This window comes from Pseudomonas sp. yb_9, assembly GCF_043103635.1.
GTDB lineage: Bacteria > Pseudomonadota > Gammaproteobacteria > Pseudomonadales > Pseudomonadaceae > Aquipseudomonas > Aquipseudomonas monteilii.
The window spans coordinates 20,506-38,843 of the sequence record NZ_JBICKA010000007.1 but is presented as its reverse complement, the minus strand read 5'-3'; the positions used below and the strand labels follow the sequence as shown (position 1 = coordinate 38,843).

General features: G+C 63.9%; 14 protein-coding genes. 10 read left to right on the top strand and 4 right to left on the bottom strand.

Features of this window, described 5'->3' with window-relative positions; all coding sequences use genetic code 11:
* The first annotated feature begins 406 nt into the window (after nucleotides 1–406).
* From ACF8MI_RS01720 to ACF8MI_RS01675, 10 genes are all read left to right on the top strand, one after another.
* Nucleotides 407–1,201: an enoyl-CoA hydratase/isomerase family protein gene (locus tag ACF8MI_RS01720; protein WP_200929435.1), complete on the top strand. Its 795-nt coding sequence runs from the start codon at nucleotides 407–409 to the stop codon at nucleotides 1,199–1,201.
* Between the two features lie 32 nt (nucleotides 1,202–1,233).
* On the top strand, nucleotides 1,234–2,394 hold the full coding sequence (locus ACF8MI_RS01715) for an acyl-CoA dehydrogenase family protein (protein ID WP_200929434.1): 1,161 nt from the start codon (nucleotides 1,234–1,236) through the stop codon (nucleotides 2,392–2,394).
* An 18-nt stretch (nucleotides 2,395–2,412) separates the two neighbouring features.
* Nucleotides 2,413–4,512 (top strand): acetate--CoA ligase family protein, encoded by a 2,100-nt coding sequence (locus ACF8MI_RS01710; protein ID WP_200929433.1) that lies wholly within the window; start codon nucleotides 2,413–2,415, stop codon nucleotides 4,510–4,512.
* Nucleotides 4,513–4,522: 10 nt separating this feature from the next.
* Entirely contained in the window at nucleotides 4,523–6,130 is a 1,608-nt protein-coding gene (locus ACF8MI_RS01705) for a 5-guanidino-2-oxopentanoate decarboxylase (RefSeq protein WP_104834558.1), read from the top strand.
* Between the two features lie 34 nt (nucleotides 6,131–6,164).
* Nucleotides 6,165–7,394, top strand: coding sequence for an alanine racemase (gene alr, locus ACF8MI_RS01700; protein ID WP_060497124.1), 1,230 nt, complete (start codon nucleotides 6,165–6,167; stop codon nucleotides 7,392–7,394).
* 24 nt (nucleotides 7,395–7,418) lie between these two features.
* Nucleotides 7,419–8,597: a pyridoxal phosphate-dependent aminotransferase gene (locus ACF8MI_RS01695; protein WP_060497123.1), complete on the top strand. Its 1,179-nt coding sequence runs from the start codon at nucleotides 7,419–7,421 to the stop codon at nucleotides 8,595–8,597.
* A gap of 43 nt (nucleotides 8,598–8,640) precedes the next feature.
* Complete coding sequence (locus ACF8MI_RS01690; protein WP_060497122.1) at nucleotides 8,641–9,342, top strand: NAD(P)H-dependent oxidoreductase; 702 nt, start codon at nucleotides 8,641–8,643, stop codon at nucleotides 9,340–9,342.
* Nucleotides 9,343–9,534: 192 nt separating this feature from the next.
* Nucleotides 9,535–10,638 carry a polyamine ABC transporter substrate-binding protein gene (locus ACF8MI_RS01685; RefSeq protein ID WP_060497121.1) on the top strand — a complete coding sequence of 368 codons (1,104 nt, stop codon included), beginning with the start codon at nucleotides 9,535–9,537 and terminating at the stop codon, nucleotides 10,636–10,638.
* 34 nt (nucleotides 10,639–10,672) lie between these two features.
* A complete protein-coding gene (locus tag ACF8MI_RS01680) occupies nucleotides 10,673–12,085 on the top strand; it encodes an aminotransferase (RefSeq protein ID WP_060497120.1) in 1,413 nt (470 codons plus the stop codon).
* A gap of 53 nt (nucleotides 12,086–12,138) precedes the next feature.
* Nucleotides 12,139–12,972 carry a helix-turn-helix transcriptional regulator gene (locus ACF8MI_RS01675; protein WP_223623931.1) on the top strand — a complete coding sequence of 278 codons (834 nt, stop codon included), beginning with the start codon at nucleotides 12,139–12,141 and terminating at the stop codon, nucleotides 12,970–12,972.
* 132 nt (nucleotides 12,973–13,104) lie between these two features.
* On the opposite strand, the gene ACF8MI_RS01670 is transcribed toward ACF8MI_RS01675, so the two are convergent.
* From ACF8MI_RS01670 to ACF8MI_RS01655, 4 genes are all read right to left on the bottom strand, one after another.
* Nucleotides 13,105–14,184, bottom strand: coding sequence for a helix-turn-helix transcriptional regulator (locus ACF8MI_RS01670; RefSeq protein ID WP_060497139.1), 1,080 nt, complete (start codon nucleotides 14,182–14,184; stop codon nucleotides 13,105–13,107).
* A gap of 84 nt (nucleotides 14,185–14,268) precedes the next feature.
* Nucleotides 14,269–15,240: a PDR/VanB family oxidoreductase gene (locus ACF8MI_RS01665; RefSeq protein ID WP_200929432.1), complete on the bottom strand. Its 972-nt coding sequence runs from the start codon at nucleotides 15,238–15,240 to the stop codon at nucleotides 14,269–14,271.
* Nucleotides 15,241–15,318: 78 nt separating this feature from the next.
* The gene (locus tag ACF8MI_RS01660) at nucleotides 15,319–16,440 is read right to left on the bottom strand and encodes an aromatic ring-hydroxylating dioxygenase subunit alpha (protein ID WP_200929431.1); all 1,122 of its coding nucleotides are present in this window, start codon (nucleotides 16,438–16,440) and stop codon (nucleotides 15,319–15,321) included.
* Nucleotides 16,441–16,560: 120 nt separating this feature from the next.
* A complete protein-coding gene (locus ACF8MI_RS01655; RefSeq protein WP_060497138.1) occupies nucleotides 16,561–18,159 on the bottom strand; it encodes a BCCT family transporter in 1,599 nt (532 codons plus the stop codon).
* Between the last annotated feature and the right edge of the window lie 179 nt (nucleotides 18,160–18,338).

Below are 18,338 nucleotides of genomic sequence, written 5' to 3'. Positions count from 1 at the left end.
TTGGTTGCTGGTGTTCGTCGCAGCATGTTTGTTGCCCGTGAGATCGAGCGCCGCCCGCGCGGCGCATCGCGAGCTACGCTCGCTCCTACGTTTGTTTCGGGCCAGTAACGCCTGTGGCAGGCGCGCGCGACCGCCTTGTTTATACGATGCGATATCGCGCCGTGCGCCAAGGCGTACGCGCGCGAATCCCCCAGGAATAATTGGCCTGAAACAAACGTAGGAGCGAGCGTAGCTCGCGATGCGCCGCGCGGGCGGCGCTCGATTTCACAGTCGGTAAACATGTCGCGGCATGCACAACAAAAACTGAGTTGTGCGAAGTTGTAACAGCCCATCCCGCCTTGCTGAACACTCGTTTAGTATCTCCCTCGTCAGCCCCTCAAATAGACACAACAATACCGAGGCCCACATGACCACCCCGTCGTCGTCTCTGTTGAGCAAGGTCGAAGCCGGCGTTGCCTGGATCACCCTCAACCGCCCCGAGCAGCGCAACGCGCTGGATATCTCCACCCTCAAGCAGCTGCACGCCTTGCTCGACAGCCACAACGGCGACCCGGCCGTACGCGTGGTGGTATTGACCGGCAGCGGCCGCAGCTTCTGCGCCGGTGCCGACCTGGCCGAGTGGGCCGCCGCCGAGGCCGCAGGCACCCTGGAAACCTATGGCTGGACCGAAACCGCCCACGCCCTGATGTTGCGCTTGCACAGCCTCGACAAGCCCACCCTCGCTGCCATCAACGGCACCGCCGTGGGCGGGGGCATGGACCTCAGCCTGTGCTGCGACCTGCGCATAGCCGCCGCCTCGGCGCGCTTCAAGGCCGGTTACACCAGCATGGGCTACAGCCCCGATGCCGGCGCCAGCTGGCACCTGCCTCGGCTGATCGGCAGCGAACAGGCCAAGCGCCTGTTGTTCCTCGATGAACTGTGGGGCGCCGAACGCGCCCTGGCAGCCGGGCTGGTCAGCGAAGTGTGCCCTGACGAACAACTGCCCGCCGTAGCCGCCGACCTGGCCGGGCGCCTGGCCAACGGCCCGACCTTTGCCTACGCGCAAACCAAGCGGCTGATCCGCGACGGCGCCCGGCGCACCCTGCCCGAACAGCTGGAAGCCGAGCGCCATGCCGGCCTGCTGTGTGGCCGTAGCCAGGACGGCGCCGAGGCGCTGCAAGCCTCGGTTGAACGTCGCGCCCCCCGTTTCACCGGCCAGTAACCCGATACAGACCCTGACCAGGACCTTCGCAGATGAATTTCCAACTGACCCAAGAACAAGAAATGTTGGTGGAAGCGGTACGCAGCTTTGTTGCTAAAGAGCTGCAGCCCCATGAGGAAGCGGTGGACCGTGCCGATGCCGTGCCCCCGGAACTGGCCGCGCAGATCCGTGGCAAAGCCCTCGCTGCCGGGTTCTACGCCTTCAACATGCCCGAGGAAGTCGGCGGCGGTGGCCTGGACTACCTGTCCCAAGCGCTGATCGAACGCGAGCTGTCCAAGGTGTCCTGGGCGCTGCATGTGTTCGTTGCCCGGCCTTCGAAAATCCTCATGGCCTGTAAAGATGAGCAGATCAACGACTACCTGCTGCCCTGCGTACAGGGCGAGAAAACCGATTGCTTCGCCCTCACCGAGCCGGGGGCCGGCTCTGATGCCAACGCCATCAAGACCCGCGCCGTGCGCCAGGGCGATGACTTTGTCATCAATGGCAGCAAGCACTTCATCAGCCACGCGGGCCATGCCGACTTCGCCATTGTCTTTGCCGTCACCGACACCTACGAGCACAACGGGCGCAAGCGCAACGCGGTCACGGCCTTCCTGGTGGACCGTGGTACGCCGGGCATGACCATCCGCCGTGGCCCCAAGTGCGTGAGCAACCGCGGCTATCACACGTATGAGCTGTTCTTCGACGATTGCCGGGTGCCGGCCAGCAAGGTGCTGGGTGAAGTCGACAAAGGCTGGGAAGTGGCCAACGCCTGGCTCACCGCCGGCCGGGTGATGGTGGCCGCCAACTGCGTAGGCCAGGCCCAGCGGGCCCTCGACCTGTCGCTGCAATGGGCCGCCGACCGCAAGCAGTTCGGCCAGGCCATTGGCAGCTATCAAGGTGTGTCGTTCAAGCTGGCCGACATGGCCACGCAGATCCGCGCTGCGGAAATGCTCACCCTGCACACTGCCTGGAGGATGGACCAGGGCAGCATGACCGATGGCGAGGCCGGCATGGCCAAATTGTTCGCCAGTGAAGTGCTGGGCAAGGTGGCCGACGAAGCCGTGCAGATCTTCGGTGGCATGGGCCTGATGGATGAAGGGCCGGTCGAGCGCATCTGGCGCAATGCGCGCATCGAGCGCATCTGGGAGGGCACCTCGGAAATCCAGCGGCACATCATCGCCCGTGAACTGCTGCGCCCGCTGTTGCGCTGACCGGCCTGGAGAACGCACATGTCGCAATCGATTCGTGACAACCTCAAGCGCCTGCTGGCGCCCCGGCACCTGGCCTTCGTGGGCGGGCGCAGCATGGCGCGGGCGCTCAAGCGTTGCGCTGAAGGGGGCTTTGGCGGCGAGCTGTGGCTGGTCAACCCGCAGCACGAAAGCCTGGAGGGCATCCCTTGCGTAGCGCGTGTGGCCGACTTGCCCTATGCCCCGGACGCGGTGTTCATCGCCACCAACCGCGAGCTGACCTTGCAGTGTGTGGCCGAGTTGGCTGCACGCGGGGCCGGTGGCGCCATCTGCTATGCCTCGGGCTTTGCCGAATGTGGCGAGGAGGGCCGCCAGTTGCAGCAGTGCCTGCTTGATGCTGCTGGCGACATGGCTTTGCTCGGCCCCAACTGTTACGGCCTGCTCGACTACCTGCACGGGGCCGCCCTGTGGCCGGTGGCCCATGGTGGTAAACAGGTGGAAAAGGGTGTGGCGATTCTCACCCAGAGCGGCAACTTTGCCTACAACCTGTCCATGAGCGACCGCTCGCTGCCGGTGGCCTACATGGCCTCGGTCGGTAACCAGGCGCAATTGGGTGTGGCCGAGTTGATGGACGTGTTGCTTGACGACCCACGGGTAACGGCGATCGGCCTGCATCTGGAAGGCCTGAAAAACGTGCCGGGCTTCGCGCGTGCCGCTCACAAAGCGCTGCAGAAGGGCACGCCGATCATTGCCCTGAAAACGGGCGTGTCGCAGATCGGTGCTGAACTGGCGCTCAGCCACACCAGCTCGTTGTCCGGCTCCGATGCCTTGTACGACAGCCTGTTCCAGCGCTTGGGGGTGATCCGTGTCAGTGGCCCGGTCAGCTTTGTCGAAACCCTCAAGGCCGCCGCTTGCGGGCGTCTGCCGGCAGGCGGTGAACTGATCGCGCTGGCCTGCTCAGGCGGCGATGCCGGCCTGATTGCCGACTATGCCGAACGCAACCAGCTGAATCTGCCAAGCCTTCAACAAGAACAGGTGACTGCACTGGCCGACGTGCTGCCAGCCTATGCCAACCTGGTCAACCCGCTGGATTTCACCACGGCCATCTGGGGCGATGAAGCCGCCCTGCAACGCATGCTCGACAGCACGATGAGCGGCGCAGCCGATGCGGCCATGCTGGTGCTGGATTACCCGGCAGCATTTACCGGCGAACGCAAGGAGTGCGACCTGTTGCTGGGGCTGTACTGCGATGCGCTGGAACGCCACGGCAAGATTGGCTTCGTTACCTCGGCCTTCCCGGAGCTGCTACCCGCCAGCGCACGTGAGCGCCTCCATTTACATGGCATCGCTGCCTTGCAGGGTGTGGAGGACGGCTTGGCGGCCTGGGGCCGCATCGTCGGCTACCAACGCAACCGCCAGCGGCTGCTGGAACAGGGCGAGACCGCACAGGTCCCGTTATGCCCGCAGGCGCTCACGGGCGAAAGCCAGTTGCTGGATGAATGGCAATCCAAGCAAGCGCTGCGGGCCTTTGGCTTGCCGGTGCCAGCGGGCGTACTGAGCACGCCCGAGCGTGCCGTGGCAGACGCCGCACGCGTGGGTTACCCGCTGGTGCTGAAGGCCGTCAGCGCGCAGTTGCCACACAAGACCGAAGCCGGTGCGGTGGCGCTGAACCTGCGCGATGCTGCTGCGCTGGAAGCCGCACTGGTGCAGATGCGCCAGCGCATCGCCGCCTACGCCCCGCACGTAGCATTCGACCAGGTACTGCTCGAACCCATGGCCGAGCCGCCGCTGGCCGAGCTGATCGTTGGCATCAAGCGTGAGCACGACTTCGCCCTGGCGCTGGTGATGGGTGCCGGAGGCGTGTTGGTCGAGCTGCTCAAAGACAGTGTCAGCCTGTTGTTGCCCACCACCGACAGCGCCATCCGTGCCGCACTGCTGAATCTGCGCAGCGCCAGCCTACTGCAAGGCTTCCGTGGTCGCCCGGCTGCGGACCTCGACGCCCTGGTTGCAGCCATCCGCGCGGTGGCCGACTACGCCTGCGAAAACGCCGGGCACCTGCTGGAACTGGATGTGAACCCATTGATGGTGGGTGCCCGCGGCACCACTGCGGTCGACGCGTTGATCCGTCTCGGCCAGGCGTAAGGAGAACGACATGAATAACCACAGCATGACTGCCGGTCAGGCGCTGGTACGGCTATTGGCCAATTACGGCGTGCAGACCGTGTTCGGCATCCCCGGCGTGCATACCCTGGAGCTGTACCGTGGCCTGCCGGGCAGTGGCATCCGCCATGTGCTGACGCGCCACGAGCAGGGCGCCGGTTTCATGGCCGACGGCTACGCGCGGGTCAGTGGCAAGCCTGGGGTGTGCTTTGTCATCACCGGCCCCGGCGTGACCAACGCCGCCACCGCCATCGGCCAGGCCTATGCCGACTCCATCCCGATGCTGGTGATTTCCAGCGTCAACCACACCGCCAGCCTGGGCAAGGGTTGGGGCTGCCTGCACGAAACCCAGGACCAGCGCGCCATGACCGCGCCGATCACCGCGTTTTCCGCTGTGGCCCTGCGCGGCGAAGACCTGCCCGAGCTGATCGCCCGCGCCTGGGCCGTGTTCGACAGCGAACGGCCGCGCCCGGTGCACATTTCGGTGCCACTGGACGTGCTGGCCGCGCCGGTAAGCCGCGACTGGAGCAATGAGGTGGTGCGCCGCCCCGGCCGTGGCCAGCCGTGCCGGGAAACCCTCGACCGGGCGGCCCTGAAGCTGGCGGCGGCCAAGCGGCCGATGATCATCGCCGGCGGGGGGGCGCTGCACGCTGCCGAGCCTCTGGCGCAGTTGAGCACGCGCCTGGCGGCACCGGTGTTCACCAGCGTGGCCGGCAAGGGCCTGCTGCCACCGGATGCGCCTCTCAATGCCGGCTCTAGCCTGTGCGTGGAGCCCGGTTGGCAACTCATCAGCGAGGCCGATGTGGTGCTGGCCGTGGGCACCGAAATGGCCGACACCGATTTCTGGCGCGAGCGCCTGCCGATCACGGGTGAACTGCTGCGCGTGGACATCGATCCGCGTAAGTTCAACGACTTCTACCCCTGTGCCATGGCCCTGCACGGCGATGCCCGGCAAACCCTGTGCGGTTTGCTCGACCACCTGCCGGAGCTCGCCCGCGAACCGGCTCAGGCCCACGAAGCCGTGGCCAACCTGCGCCAGGCCATTCGCAACGGGCATGCGCCATTGCAGGCCACGCACCAGGCCATTCTGGACCGCATTGCCGCCGTGCTGCCCGACGATGCGTTCATCAGCAGCGACATGACCCAGCTGGCCTACACCGGCAACTACGCTTTCGCCAGCCGGGCGCCACGCAGCTGGCTGCACCCCACCGGCTACGGCACCCTCGGCTACGGCGTGCCGGCCGGCATCGGCGGCATGCTCGCCACCGATCACCGCCCAGGCCTGGTGCTGGTGGGTGACGGCGGTTTTCTTTACACCGCCCAGGAACTGGCCACTGCGGTCGAAGAACTGGACCGCCCGCTGGTCGTGCTGCTGTGGAACAATGACGCCCTCGGTCAGATCCGTGACGACATGCTCGGCCTGGACATCGAGCCGGTCGGCGTACTGCCGCGCAACCCGGACTTCATCGGCCTGGCCCGCGCCTTTGGTTGCGCAGTGCGCCAGCCGCGAGACCTGGACGCGCTGCAGGCCGACCTGGCCATTGGCTTCGCCACACCTGGCGTGACCTTTATCGAACTCAAACACACCTGTGTGCGCTAAACCGCGCACAACACCCATAACAAGAGAAACCACCATGCCATTTCGCCGTACCCTTCTGGCCGCTTCCCTGGCCCTGCTGATCACTGGCCAGGCTCCGCTGTACGCCGCGCCGCCGCTGTCGATGGACAACGGCACCACCGCCTTGACCGTGCAAAACAGCAACGCCTGGGTCGAAATCAGCGCCAGCGCCCTGCAACACAACATCCGCACCTTGCAGGCCGAACTGGCCGGCAAGTCCAAGCTGTGTGCCGTGCTCAAGGCCGATGCCTATGGCCACGGTGTCGGCCTGGTGATGCCGTCGATCATTGCCCAGGGCGTGCCCTGCGTGGCGGTGGCGAGCAACGAGGAAGCCCGCGTGGTCCGCGCCAGTGGCTTCACCGGGCAACTGGTGCGGGTACGCCTGGCCAGCCTCAGCGAAGTGGAGGACGCCTTGCAGTACGACATGGAAGAACTGGTGGGCAGTGCCGAATTCGCCCGCCAGCTCGACGCCATCGCCGAGCGCCATGGCAAGCCGTTGCGCATCCACCTGGCGCTCAACTCCAGCGGCATGAGCCGCAACGGGGTGGAGATGAGCACCTGGTCCGGCCGTGGCGAAGCGCTGCAGATCACTGACCAGAAACACCTCAAGCTGGTCGCGCTGATGACCCACTTTGCGGTGGAAGACAAGGACGATGTGCGCAAGGGCCTGGCAGCGTTCAACGAGCAGACTGACTGGCTGATCAAGCACGCCAAGCTCGACCGCAGCAAGCTCACCCTGCACGCCGCCAACTCGTTCGCTACGCTGGAGGTGCCGGAGGCACGCCTGGACATGGTGCGCACCGGTGGCGCGCTGTTCGGTGACACGGTACCGAGCCACACCGAGTACCAGCGTGCCATGCAGTTCAAGTCGCGTGTGGCCGCCGTGCACAGCTACCCGGCCGGCAACACCGTCGGCTATGACCGCACCTACACCCTGGCCCGTGATTCGCGGCTGGCCAACATCACCGTTGGTTACTCCGACGGTTACCGTCGGGCGTTTACCAACAAGGGCCATGTGCTGATCAATGGCCACCGCGTACCGGTGGTGGGCAAGGTGTCGATGAACACGCTGATGGTCGATGTCACCGACTTCCCGGATGTGAAAGGGGGCAACGAAGTGGTGCTGTTCGGCAAGCAGGCCGGGGGCGAGATCACCCAGGCCGAAATGGAAGACATCAACGGCGCGTTGCTCGCCGACCTGTACACCGTGTGGGGCAGTTCCAACCCGAAGATCCTCGTCGACTGAACCCGCCATTGAAGGGAGATTGCCATGCGCTACGCCACGCTCACCCAACGCATCGCCGGCGACGGGGCTGCGGCCTGGGACATTCACTACCGCGCCCTGGCGCTGCAGGCCGAGGGCAAGGACATCCTGTTGCTGTCGGTGGGTGACCCGGACTTCGACACCCCTGCGCCGATTGTCCAGGCGGCCATCGACAGCCTGCGAGCGGGCCACACCCATTACGCCGATGTGCGCGGCAAGCTGGCCCTGCGCCAGGCCATCGCCAACCGCCACCGGCAGCGTAGCGGCCAGGCGGTCAGCGCAGACCAAGTGACCGTGTTGGCGGGTGCCCAGTGCGCGCTGTACTGCGTGGCCCAGTGCGTGCTGGACCCGGGCGACGAGGTGATCGTTGCCGAGCCCATGTATGTCACGTACGAGGCCGTGTTCGGTGCTTGTGGTGCCAAGGTGATACCGGTGCCGGTCAAGCCGGAGAACGGTTTTCGCGTCTGCCCGCGAGACGTGGCCGAGCGCATCACGCCGCGCACCCGCGCGCTGGCCCTGAACAGCCCGCACAACCCCTCGGGTGCAAGCCTGCCCCGTGCGACCTGGGAAGCACTCGCCGAATTGTGCATCGCCCATGACCTGTGGCTGATTTCCGACGAGGTATACAGCGAGCTGCTGTACGAGGGTGAACATGTGAGTCCAGCCAGCCTGCCGGGCATGGCTGAACGTACCGCCACCCTCAACAGCCTGTCGAAATCGCATGCCATGACCGGCTGGCGGATGGGCTGGGTGGTCGGTTCGGAGGAACTCGCCACGCACTTGGAAAACCTCGCCCTGTGCATGCTGTACGGTTTGCCTGACTTCATTCAGGACGCTGCGGTGGTGGCCCTGGAGCAGCAGCTACCAGAACTGGACGCCATGCGCGAGGCCTATCGCCAGCGCCGAGACCTGGTGTGCGAGCAACTGGCTGGCTGCCCGGGCCTCAAGGCGTTGAAGCCCGATGGTGGCATGTTCGTGATGGTTGATATCCGCGAAACCGGCCTCAGTGCCCAGGCCTTCGCCGACCGCCTGCTGGACAGCCAGGGCGTGTCGGTACTGGCCGGCGAAGCCTTTGGCCCCAGCGCCGCCGGGCATATTCGCCTGGGGCTGGTGCTGGGCAACGAGGCGTTGGTCGATGCCTGCCAGCGCATCGCACGCTGTGCCGGCGAGTTGATGCAAGGCTAAGCGACGGCGGCCAAACATCCTGTTTTGTGCAAGGAGAACACAAGTGAATGTACTGATCGTCCACGCTCACCCCGAGCCACAATCGTTTACCGCCGCACTGCGCGACCAGGCCGTGGAAACCTTCCGTGCCCAGGGCCGCCAAGTGCAAGTCAGCGACTTGTACGCCATGGGCTGGAACCCGGTGGCCAGTGCCGAAGACTTTACCCATCGTGAGAACCCGGACTATCTGGTGTATGCCCTGGAGCAACGCCAGGGGGTCAAGCGCGGTGCCATTGCCGAGGACATCCAGCAGGAGCTGGACAAGCTGCTGTGGGCTGACCTGCTGGTGCTTAACTTCCCGATCTTCTGGTTCTCGGCGCCGGCCATGCTCAAGGGCTGGATCGACCGGGTGCTGGTGTCAGGGGTGTGCTATGGCGGCAAGCGCTTCTACGACCAGGGCGGTTTGGCGGGCAAGAAGGCGCTGGTGACCGTGACCCTCGGCGGGCGCGAGCACATGTTTGGCGAAGGGGCGATTCATGGGCCGCTGGAAGACATGTTGCGGCCGATTCTGCGGGGTACCCTGGCCTACGTGGGGTTCGAGGTGTTGCCCCCGTTCGTGGCCTGGCATGTGCCGTACATCAGCGATGAGGCGCGCCAGGGCTTCTTGCAGCAGTACCGACAGCGGCTGGAGCAGCTCTCGGATGATCAGCCGCTGGTGTTCCCGCGGTTGGCGCAGTTCGATGAGGCGCTGTACCCGCTGACCTGATCTTTCTCCTGTACCAACCCTTGGGGCCGCAACGCGGCCCCAACCTGTTATCGGCATACGACATTGCGCAAACCTGGCAATGCCGTATGCCAAAAACGACCACCCACACATTCGGGGTATGTTCCCCCTCGGCAAATCCCCCGATAGTGAACCCAACGGCTCGAACCGGAGCATTCACACGATGGAGTTGCCATGCGCAAGGTACTGAAGGTGATGGGTGGTCTGCTGCTGGTGTCTGGCGCCAGCCTCGCCCAGGCGGCAGCGGTAGACAGCGGCAACACGTTGCGGTTGTACAACTGGACCGACTACATCGGCGAAACCACCTTGGCCGACTTCGAGAAGGCCACCGGCATCAAGGTCATCTACGACACCTTCGATGGCTACGAAACGGTGCAGACCAAACTGCTCACCGGCCGTTCCGGCTACGACCTGGTCATGCTCAACGCCTCCCTGGTACCCCCGCTGATCAGTGCCGGCGTGTTCCAGGCGCTGGACAAGCAGCAGCTGCCCAGCTGGCACAACCTCGACCAGCAAGTCGTCAACAACCTGCAAGGCTATGACCCTGGCCTGAAGTACTCGGCGCCCTACACCTGGGGCAGCTCGGGGGTCACCTACAACGTCGACAAGATCACCGCACGCATGCCCGACGCCCCCATCGGCTCGCTGGCCATGCTGTTCGACCCCAAGATCGTCTCGCGCTTCGCCGACTGTGGCGTCACCCTGATGGACGCGCCCACCGAGGTCATCCCGCTCGCCCTGCAATACCTGGGCAAGGACCCGCGCAGCGCATCTGCGGCCGACCTCAAGGCCGCCGAACAACTGCTGCTGAGCATCCGCCCCTACATTCGCAAGTTCGACTCGGTCAACTACCTCACCAGCCTGCCCAACGGCGATGTCTGCCTGGCACTGACCTGGTCCGGCGACTACGCCACCGCCCAGGCCCGGGCGGTGGAGGCGAAGAAGGACATCAAGCTGTCGTTCTTCATCCCCCAGGAAGGCTCGTTGATCTGGTTCGACAACCTGTACATCCCCAAGGATGCGCCGCACACGGCCAACGCCCACCGCTTCATCGAGTTTTTGCTGCAGCCGCAGACCATGGCCAAGGTCACCGACTACATCCACTACGCCAACAGCAACGCCGCCGCCACTGCACTGGTGCGTGACGACATCCGCCAGGACCCGGCGATCTACCCAGATTCATCCACCCGCGAACGCCTGTTCGCGCAGAAAACCCAGAGCCCCAAGGACATGCGCGCCATTACCCGGGTCTGGAGCACGGTCAAGACCGGTTTCTGAATACTGCCCAACGATTCCCGCCAAGGAGCTGCCCATGGCCACCCCAAGCAACGCATTCGCCATCGCCCACGACCCGCTGGTGGAAGCCGACAAGGCCCACTACATGCACGGCTACCATGTGTTCGACGAACACCGCGAGCAAGGCGCACTGAACATCGTCGCCGGCGAGGGCGCGTACATTCGCGACACCCACGGCAACCGCTTCCTCGATGCCGTTGGCGGCATGTGGTGCACCAACATCGGCCTGGGCCGTGAGGAAATGGCCTTGGCCATCGCCGACCAGGTTCGCCAACTGGCCTATTCCAACCCGTTCTCCGACATGGCCAACGATGTGGCCATCGAGCTGTGCCAGAAACTGGCGCAGCTGGCCCCTGGCGACCTGAACCATGTGTTCCTCACCACCGGCGGCTCGACCGCTGTCGACACCGCTTACCGGCTGATCCAGTACTACCAGAACTGCCGCGGCAAGCCACATAAGAAGCACATCATTGCCCGCTACAACGCCTACCACGGCTCCACCACCCTGACCATGTCGATCGGCAACAAGGCCGCCGACCGGGTGCCGGAGTTCGATTATCACCATGACCTGATCCACCACGTCTCCAACCCCAACCCGTACCGCGCGCCGGACGACATGGACGAGGCCGAGTTCCTCGACTTCCTGGTGGCCGAGTTCGAGGACAAGGTCCTGTCGTTGGGCGCTGACAACGTGGCAGCGTTCTTCGCCGAGCCGATCATGGGCTCGGGCGGGGTGATCATTCCACCCAAAGGCTATTTCGAACGCATGTGGCAGCTGTGCCAGACCTACGACATCCTGTTCGTCGCCGACGAGGTGGTGACCTCGTTCGGGCGCCTGGGCACCTTCTTCGCCAGCGAGGAACTGTTTGGCGTTACCCCCGACCTCATCACCACCGCCAAGGGCCTGACCTCGGCCTACCTGCCGCTGGGCGCGTGCATTTTCTCCGAGCGCATCTGGCAGGTTATCGCCGAGCCGGGCAAGGGCCGTTGCTTCACCCATGGTTTCACCTACAGCGGTCACCCGGTGTGCTGCACGGCGGCGCTGAAGAACATCGAGATCATCGAGCGCGAGCAGTTGCTGGATCACGTCAAGGACGTTGGCAGCTATCTGGAACAACGCCTGCAAAGCCTGCGCGAGTTGCCGCTGGTGGGCGATGTGCGTTGCATGAAGCTGATGGCCTGCGTCGAGTTCGTGGCCGACAAGGCCAGCAAGGCGCTGTTCCCGGATGAGGTTAACATTGGTGAACGTATCCACAGCAAGGCCCAGGCCAAGGGGCTGCTGGTACGCCCGATCATGCACCTGAACGTGATGTCGCCGCCGTTGATCATCACCCATGCGCAGGTGGATGAAATCGTCGAGACCCTGCGCCAGTGCATCATCGAAACCGCGCGCGAGCTCACCGCGCTTGGCCTGTACCGGGGCCGATGAGCCTGGCGCAAAGGGCTGTGCGGGGGCGTGCCTGGCAGGCTAGACTGCCGGGCATGACCCAGGCCACCCCCGACACCCCGCTTACCCTCACCATGGGCGCGCTGCAGCAATGGCATGCAGCGTTGCAGCGCGCGCTGGCCAATAGCGAAACGCCTGAGGCGCTGGAGTATGTGGCCGCTGCCATCGGCCAGCTGGTACAGGTGGAATCGATGATGATCAGCCTGGAGTGCCAGGGGCGGGCGCCGCAGCTGTTGTACCAGCAAGGCATCCCCGAACTGCACCGCGCCGCTGTGCTGGAACGCTACTTCAGCGCCGGTTACCTGCTCGACCCGTTCTGCCTGGCGGTGCAAGGCGGCCTGGCCGAAGGCTTTTACCACCTGCAGGAAATCGCCCCCGACAACTTCTTCGACAGCGACTACTACAAGACTTATTACCTGGCCACCGGTTGCAGCGAAGACAGCTACTACATCGTCGACCTCAGCGCGGGTCGCAAGCTGTCATTGAGCCTGTTCCAAGGTTGCAGCGGTACGCCCCTGAGTGCCGGGCAGGTCGACCTGCTGCGGGCGCTGGAGCCGATGGTGCGCGAACTGCTGGGGCGCTATGCCCGACACAACCTGGAGCCTGGCACTGCATCGGTTGAGCGCGGCGGCTTGCAGGCGGCATTTGATAGCTTTGGCTGCCAGGTGCTCACTGACCGCGAGCGCGAGGTGGCACACATGATCTTGCGCGGGCATTCGGTGAAGTCGACTGCGCTAGAGCTGGGTATCTCGCCTGAAACGGTGCGCATGCACCGCAAGAACCTGTACCTGAAGCTGGAGATCAACTCGCAGTCCGAGTTGTTTGCGCGGTTTATCGACTGGTTGCGCGGCGATCACCTGGAAATCTAGAAGCTATCGCCGCCCCTGTGGGAGCGGGCATGCCCGCGCAACAGGCACTGCGGTGGATGGCACGGGCTCTGCCGTGTTCGCGGGCTTGCCCGCTCCCACAGGGATCGCGTCAGCTTTGAAATTTCGGGTTGGTTACGAAGCGGCCAGCCGGGCCTCCAGTGCGGCAATATGCGCCTGCAGCCGTTCATGTTCCTGGCGCTCGGCGCTGATGTCTTCGAACACGCTGATCAGGTGTTCCGGCTCGCCATTGGCATGGCGCTGCAACGAGGTGCGGGCGCGCACCCAGATGTACGCGCCGTTTTTGTGGCGCACGCGTTTTTCTACCTCGTAACGCTCGGTTTCACCGGTCAGCATGCGTTGTAACAGCTGCAGGTTCTGCGCCAGGTCGTCGGCGTGGGTGATCTGCTGGAAGGTCATGCCGTAGAGCTCTTCGGCGCGGTAGCCCAGCAGCTCGCACAGGCTGTTGTTGACCCGCTGCCAGGTGCCGTCCGGGTCGATGTAGGCGAGGGCGCCCCAGGCGAGTTCGAAGATCGCCCGGAAGCGTTCCTCGCTTTGGCTCAGCGCCTGTTGGGCCACCTGACGTTCGGTGTTGTCCATGCTTATACCGACCATTTTCACCGAGCGCCCAGCGCTGTCGCGCACTACGGTGGCGCGGGAGGAAATCCAGCGTACTTCGCCATCGGGGCGGGTGATGCGGAAGTCGCACTCACAACCCGTTCCTTCGGCTACCGCCTCGGCGTACATCGCCTGCATGCGCTGCACGTCTTCGTCGGGCAGGTGCTTCCAGAAGTCTTCGTTGTGGTGCACCGGCCAGCCGTACACCTGCTCGACGTTAGGCGAGTAGGTGACTTCGTCGCTGATCAGGTTCCACTCCCAGGTGACGATGCGCGCGCCTTCCTGGGCCAGCTTCATGCGCGTTTCGCTCTCCATGATCTCGGCGGTCAGGCGCCGGCGCAGGTCGGTCATCGGCAGCTCGACCACCTGCGGTTGCTGGATGTTCTGCAGGGCTTCGTCGCCATAGCGCAACCAGATCCAGTTGACTTTGAGAAAGTCGGCCAGCTTGCGTAGGTTGTCGTAGTCGATCTCGCCGCCACGGGTCCACTTGTGCACCGCGGTGCGCGAGATGCCCAAGGCCGTGCCCACGGCTTGCAGGGTCAGCTTGTGATGCTCAAGCAGTTCCTTGAGGCGGAAGGCGAAGCTGTTTTCCAACATCGGCAGGGTGTCCTGATCTGGGCCAAGAGCCTGCCAGTATACGCAAGCCGTCAACTTTTGGTTGACGGCCGTTGCAGCGGTCACTTACAGATCCAGCACCAGCCGCGCTGTACGGGCGCGCGAGACGCACAGCATGATGCTCTGCTGGGCAGCCTTCTCCTCGTCGCTCAGGTACTGGTCATAATGCTCGGCCTCGCCCTCCAGAATGGCGGTCTCGCACGTACCGCACACGCCTTCGCGGCACAGGCACTCGACCTTGGCGGCCTTGGACTTTTCGATGGCCTGCAGAATGGTCATGCCTTCTTCCACCTGCAACTCCACGCCCGACTGCGCCAGCACCACGGTAAAGGCGCTGCCGGTAACGGGGGGGGCGGCAAACTGTTCCCAATGCACGCGGTGCTCGGCAATGCCGGCCTGGGCCGCGCAGGCGATGACCGCGTCAATCAGCGGTTTGGGGCCGCACACGTACAGGTGCGCTTGCTCGTCCAGCCCTGCGCACAGGGCGGCGAGGTCGAGCTTGCGGTCGAGGCTGTCGATGTAGAAACGGGTATTGGCCGCGTGCGGGCCACTGGCCAACTGGTCCTGAAACGCGCCATGCTCCGGTGCGCGGAAGGCATAGTGCAGCTCGTAGTCGGTGCTGCCACCTTCCAGTTCATGCAGTTGCGCCAGGAACGGGGTAATGCCGATACCGCCGGCAATCAGCACATGGCGGCCAGCAGAAGGGTCCAGGGCAAACAGGTTGTTGGGCGACGAAATGGTCAGGCGGGTGCCGACTTCCACCTGCTGGTGCATGAACGCCGAGCCGCCCTTGGACTGCTCTTCCAGGCGCACGCCAATCTGGTAGCTGCGGGTGTCGCGCGGGTCGCCCATCAGCGAGTAGGCGTTGCTGAACTGGCTGCCGTCGGCGCCTTGCATCTGCACGATGACGTGGCTGCCACCGGTGAAGGCGGGCATCGCCGCGCCGTCTTCGCGGGCCAGGGTAAAGCGCTTGATCAGCGGCGTGGCGTGTTCCACGTCGGTTACGCGGACGCTGAACATTTCATAAGTGTTGGCCATGGTTCACCTCGACTGCCGGGGTGCGCGGCAGGCCCTGCCGCGCACCTTTACGTGCCAAAAAACGTGGAGGGGTTGCCATCAATCGTCGAGGTGGGCCACGGCGATCAGGTTGTGGAAGTGGGCGATGCCGTGCTCGCTCATGCCGCTGCGCTCGCGGTCGGCCATGATGCGGCCCTGGCCACGGTAGCCACGCGATTTCAGGCCCTTCTGCACGCTTTCGACCAGGCGCAGGTCTTCTGGGCGGAACACTTCGCGGTACCAGTCGATCAGCTTCTGCTGCTCTTCAGTGATGTCCTTGTTGAGGAAGTAGATGTCGTAGTGCTGCAGGGTGGTTTCGGCATCGACCGGGAACTCGTAGATCACGGTCATGAAGTTGGCCCCTGGCGGCACGTTGAACATGGTGCACGGCCAGGCCCAGAAGCCGGCGAACGACGGGTCCTTCACGTTTTCGTCGAACTTGAACGACTGCTCCGAAGGCTTGGCCAGGCCGTACTGCAGGGTCCAGTTGCCGTGCAGGCTGTGGCTGTACTGGCCAACGTCCACCGAGTCGGAGAAGCCTGGGTGCGCCGGGGCGCAGTGGTAGCACTCCAGGTAGTTGTCGACGATCGACTTCCAGTTGGCCGGGGTGTCGCTGACGAAGCGCGCGGCCAGGTGCAGGTCGTCGATTACCGCGCAGGCTTCACGCATGCGGGCTTGCATACCTGGCAGCTGGTCTTCGACGGAGCCGGCGTCCATGTCCATGTTGATGAAGATGAACCCAGCGTATTCTTCTACGCGCAGCTGCACCAGGGTGGAATTTTCCTTGTCGAAGTTGACCACGTTGTCGCAGTTGCGGGCGTGGGCCAGTTCGCCGTCGAGCTTGAAGGTCCAGGCGTGGTACGGGCAGGTGATGACGTTCTTGGCCTTGCCGCTGCCGCTGAGCAGCTGGTGGCCACGGTGCGGGCAGACGTTGTAGAACGCACGCAGCACGCTGTCACGGCCGCGCACGACAATGATGCTTTCGCCAATCACTTCGCGGGTGATGTAGGCGTTGTTGTCTGCCACTTCGCTGCGGTGGCCCACGCAGATCCAGCTGCGGGCGAAGATGGCTTCTTTCTCGTGCTCGAACACGGCGGCCTGGGTGTAGAAGTTGGCCGGGAGGGTGAAGGCCTCGTCGGCATTCGCGCAGAAATCGGCGGGCAGGCGTTTGAAGTCGTTCATGACAGGTATCTCACAAGCTCGGTTTATAGTTGTTGGTTAACGCGTATCTGCTGGTTAACAGATCAGGCAAAAAAATTTGCAGTCTTGCAAAGGGGCTGTGGTGCAGCCCCGATGATTCAATCAATGCACGGCAGCGGCGCTGCGTGGGGCATGCTCGGCGGGTTCCTCTCCGGCCATGCGTGCAGCTTCTTCCTCGATGACGTGGGCCGACACTTGGCCGTAGTCAGCGATCATCCACTTGAAGAAGCCGTAGATCTTCACCAGCAGAATTACCATGAACGGGATCGCGGTCAGCACCACGGCCGTCTTCATGGTCGACAACGACGCCTTGGCGAACAGCATGGCCAGCGGCACCAGGGTCAGCACCACGCACCAGAACAGACGGTGGGTTGGCGTCGGGTCGTCGCCTTCACGCAGGTTGCGGGTGCTGGTGGCGGCCACCGCGTAGGCTGCGGCATCCATGTGCGAAGCACAGAAGATGGCCATGATGAACAGGTACACACCGAGGAACACCTGGCCCCACGGCAATGCCAGCAGCAAGTGCGTCACGGCCGATTCGCCGCCTTGTTCAGCGAGCATCTTCGGTACATCCACCGCGCCGGTGATGAACTGGTGCATGCTGTAGCTTTCCAGCGCGCCGAAGAAGAACCAGCAACCGAAGCTGCCACCCAGCAGCAGGGCCAGTACCACTTCCTTGATCTGCCGGCCACGCGAAACGCGGGTGACGAACATGGCCACGCCGGGTGCGTACGACACCCACCACAGCCAGTAGAACACCGTCCAGTTGCGGGTGAAGGCGCCGTCGCCGGCCGGGTCGGTGAACAGGCTCATGTGCACGTAGTTCTGGATCATCAGGCCAATCGAGTTGGCGGTGTTGTTGATGGTGAACTGGGTCGGGCCGACCAGCAGGATCACGGCAGCAAACACCAGCGCGCCGATGCACACCATCTTGCTCAGGCGCTGCAGGCCGCCATCGATACCGATGTACGAGCTGAGCGAGAACATCACCGCCACGCCACCGATCACCATCAGTTGCACGGTGAAGGTGTCCGGGGTGCCGGTCAGGTCATGCAGGCCACGGGTGAGGGTGGAAGCGGTCAGGGCCAGCGACACGGTCAGTGCGCCCATCATGGTCAGCAGGAAGATCAGGTCGACGCTGCGGCCCACCGGGCCGGTGGCCTTGAAGCCGGTCACCGCTTCGACGATCGAGGCCAGGTTCAAGCCGCTCTTCTTGCGTACATGGAAGTGATAAGCCATGGCCAGCGAAGCCAGGGCGTAGATCGACCAGGCGCTGATACCCCAGTGGAAGAACGAGTAGCCGACGCTGTATTCCAGTGCCTTCGGGGTGGCGGCGGCGATGTTCAGGCCCGGGGTCTGGTAGTAGTAGGCCCACTCCATCACACCCCAGTAGAGGGTCGACGACCCCATGCCGGCGCAGATGAACATGAACACCCAGGTGGCGGTGGCATATTCTGGCTTGCCACTGCCCAGGCGAATGTTGCCGTACTTGCTGAAGGCCAGATACAGCACGGCCAGGGTACTGGCGAACACCAGCACCTGCACGCTGGTACCGAAGGTGCGGGTGGACAGTTCGAACAACTGGTTGGCGGCGCTTTCAGCCTGGGCGGGGAAGGCTGCAAGGCCAATCACGGTGAGCAGTACGGCAATCAGGCTCACGGTAATCAGGAACACATCAATCTTTTTATTCTTGTGCGACATCATCGTCTCCTGGACGTTGGCGTACTTGTTATACCCGGCAGGCATCCGGGGTGTTGCGGTGCTGCTCCTTCCTTGGTTGTTAACCTTTAGTTTACTAGAATCTAATGGTTAACAGATTTTGCATACAATCCACGCCGCTCGCAAGAGGCAAGCGGCCGATTGTCAGACAGTTCTGACAA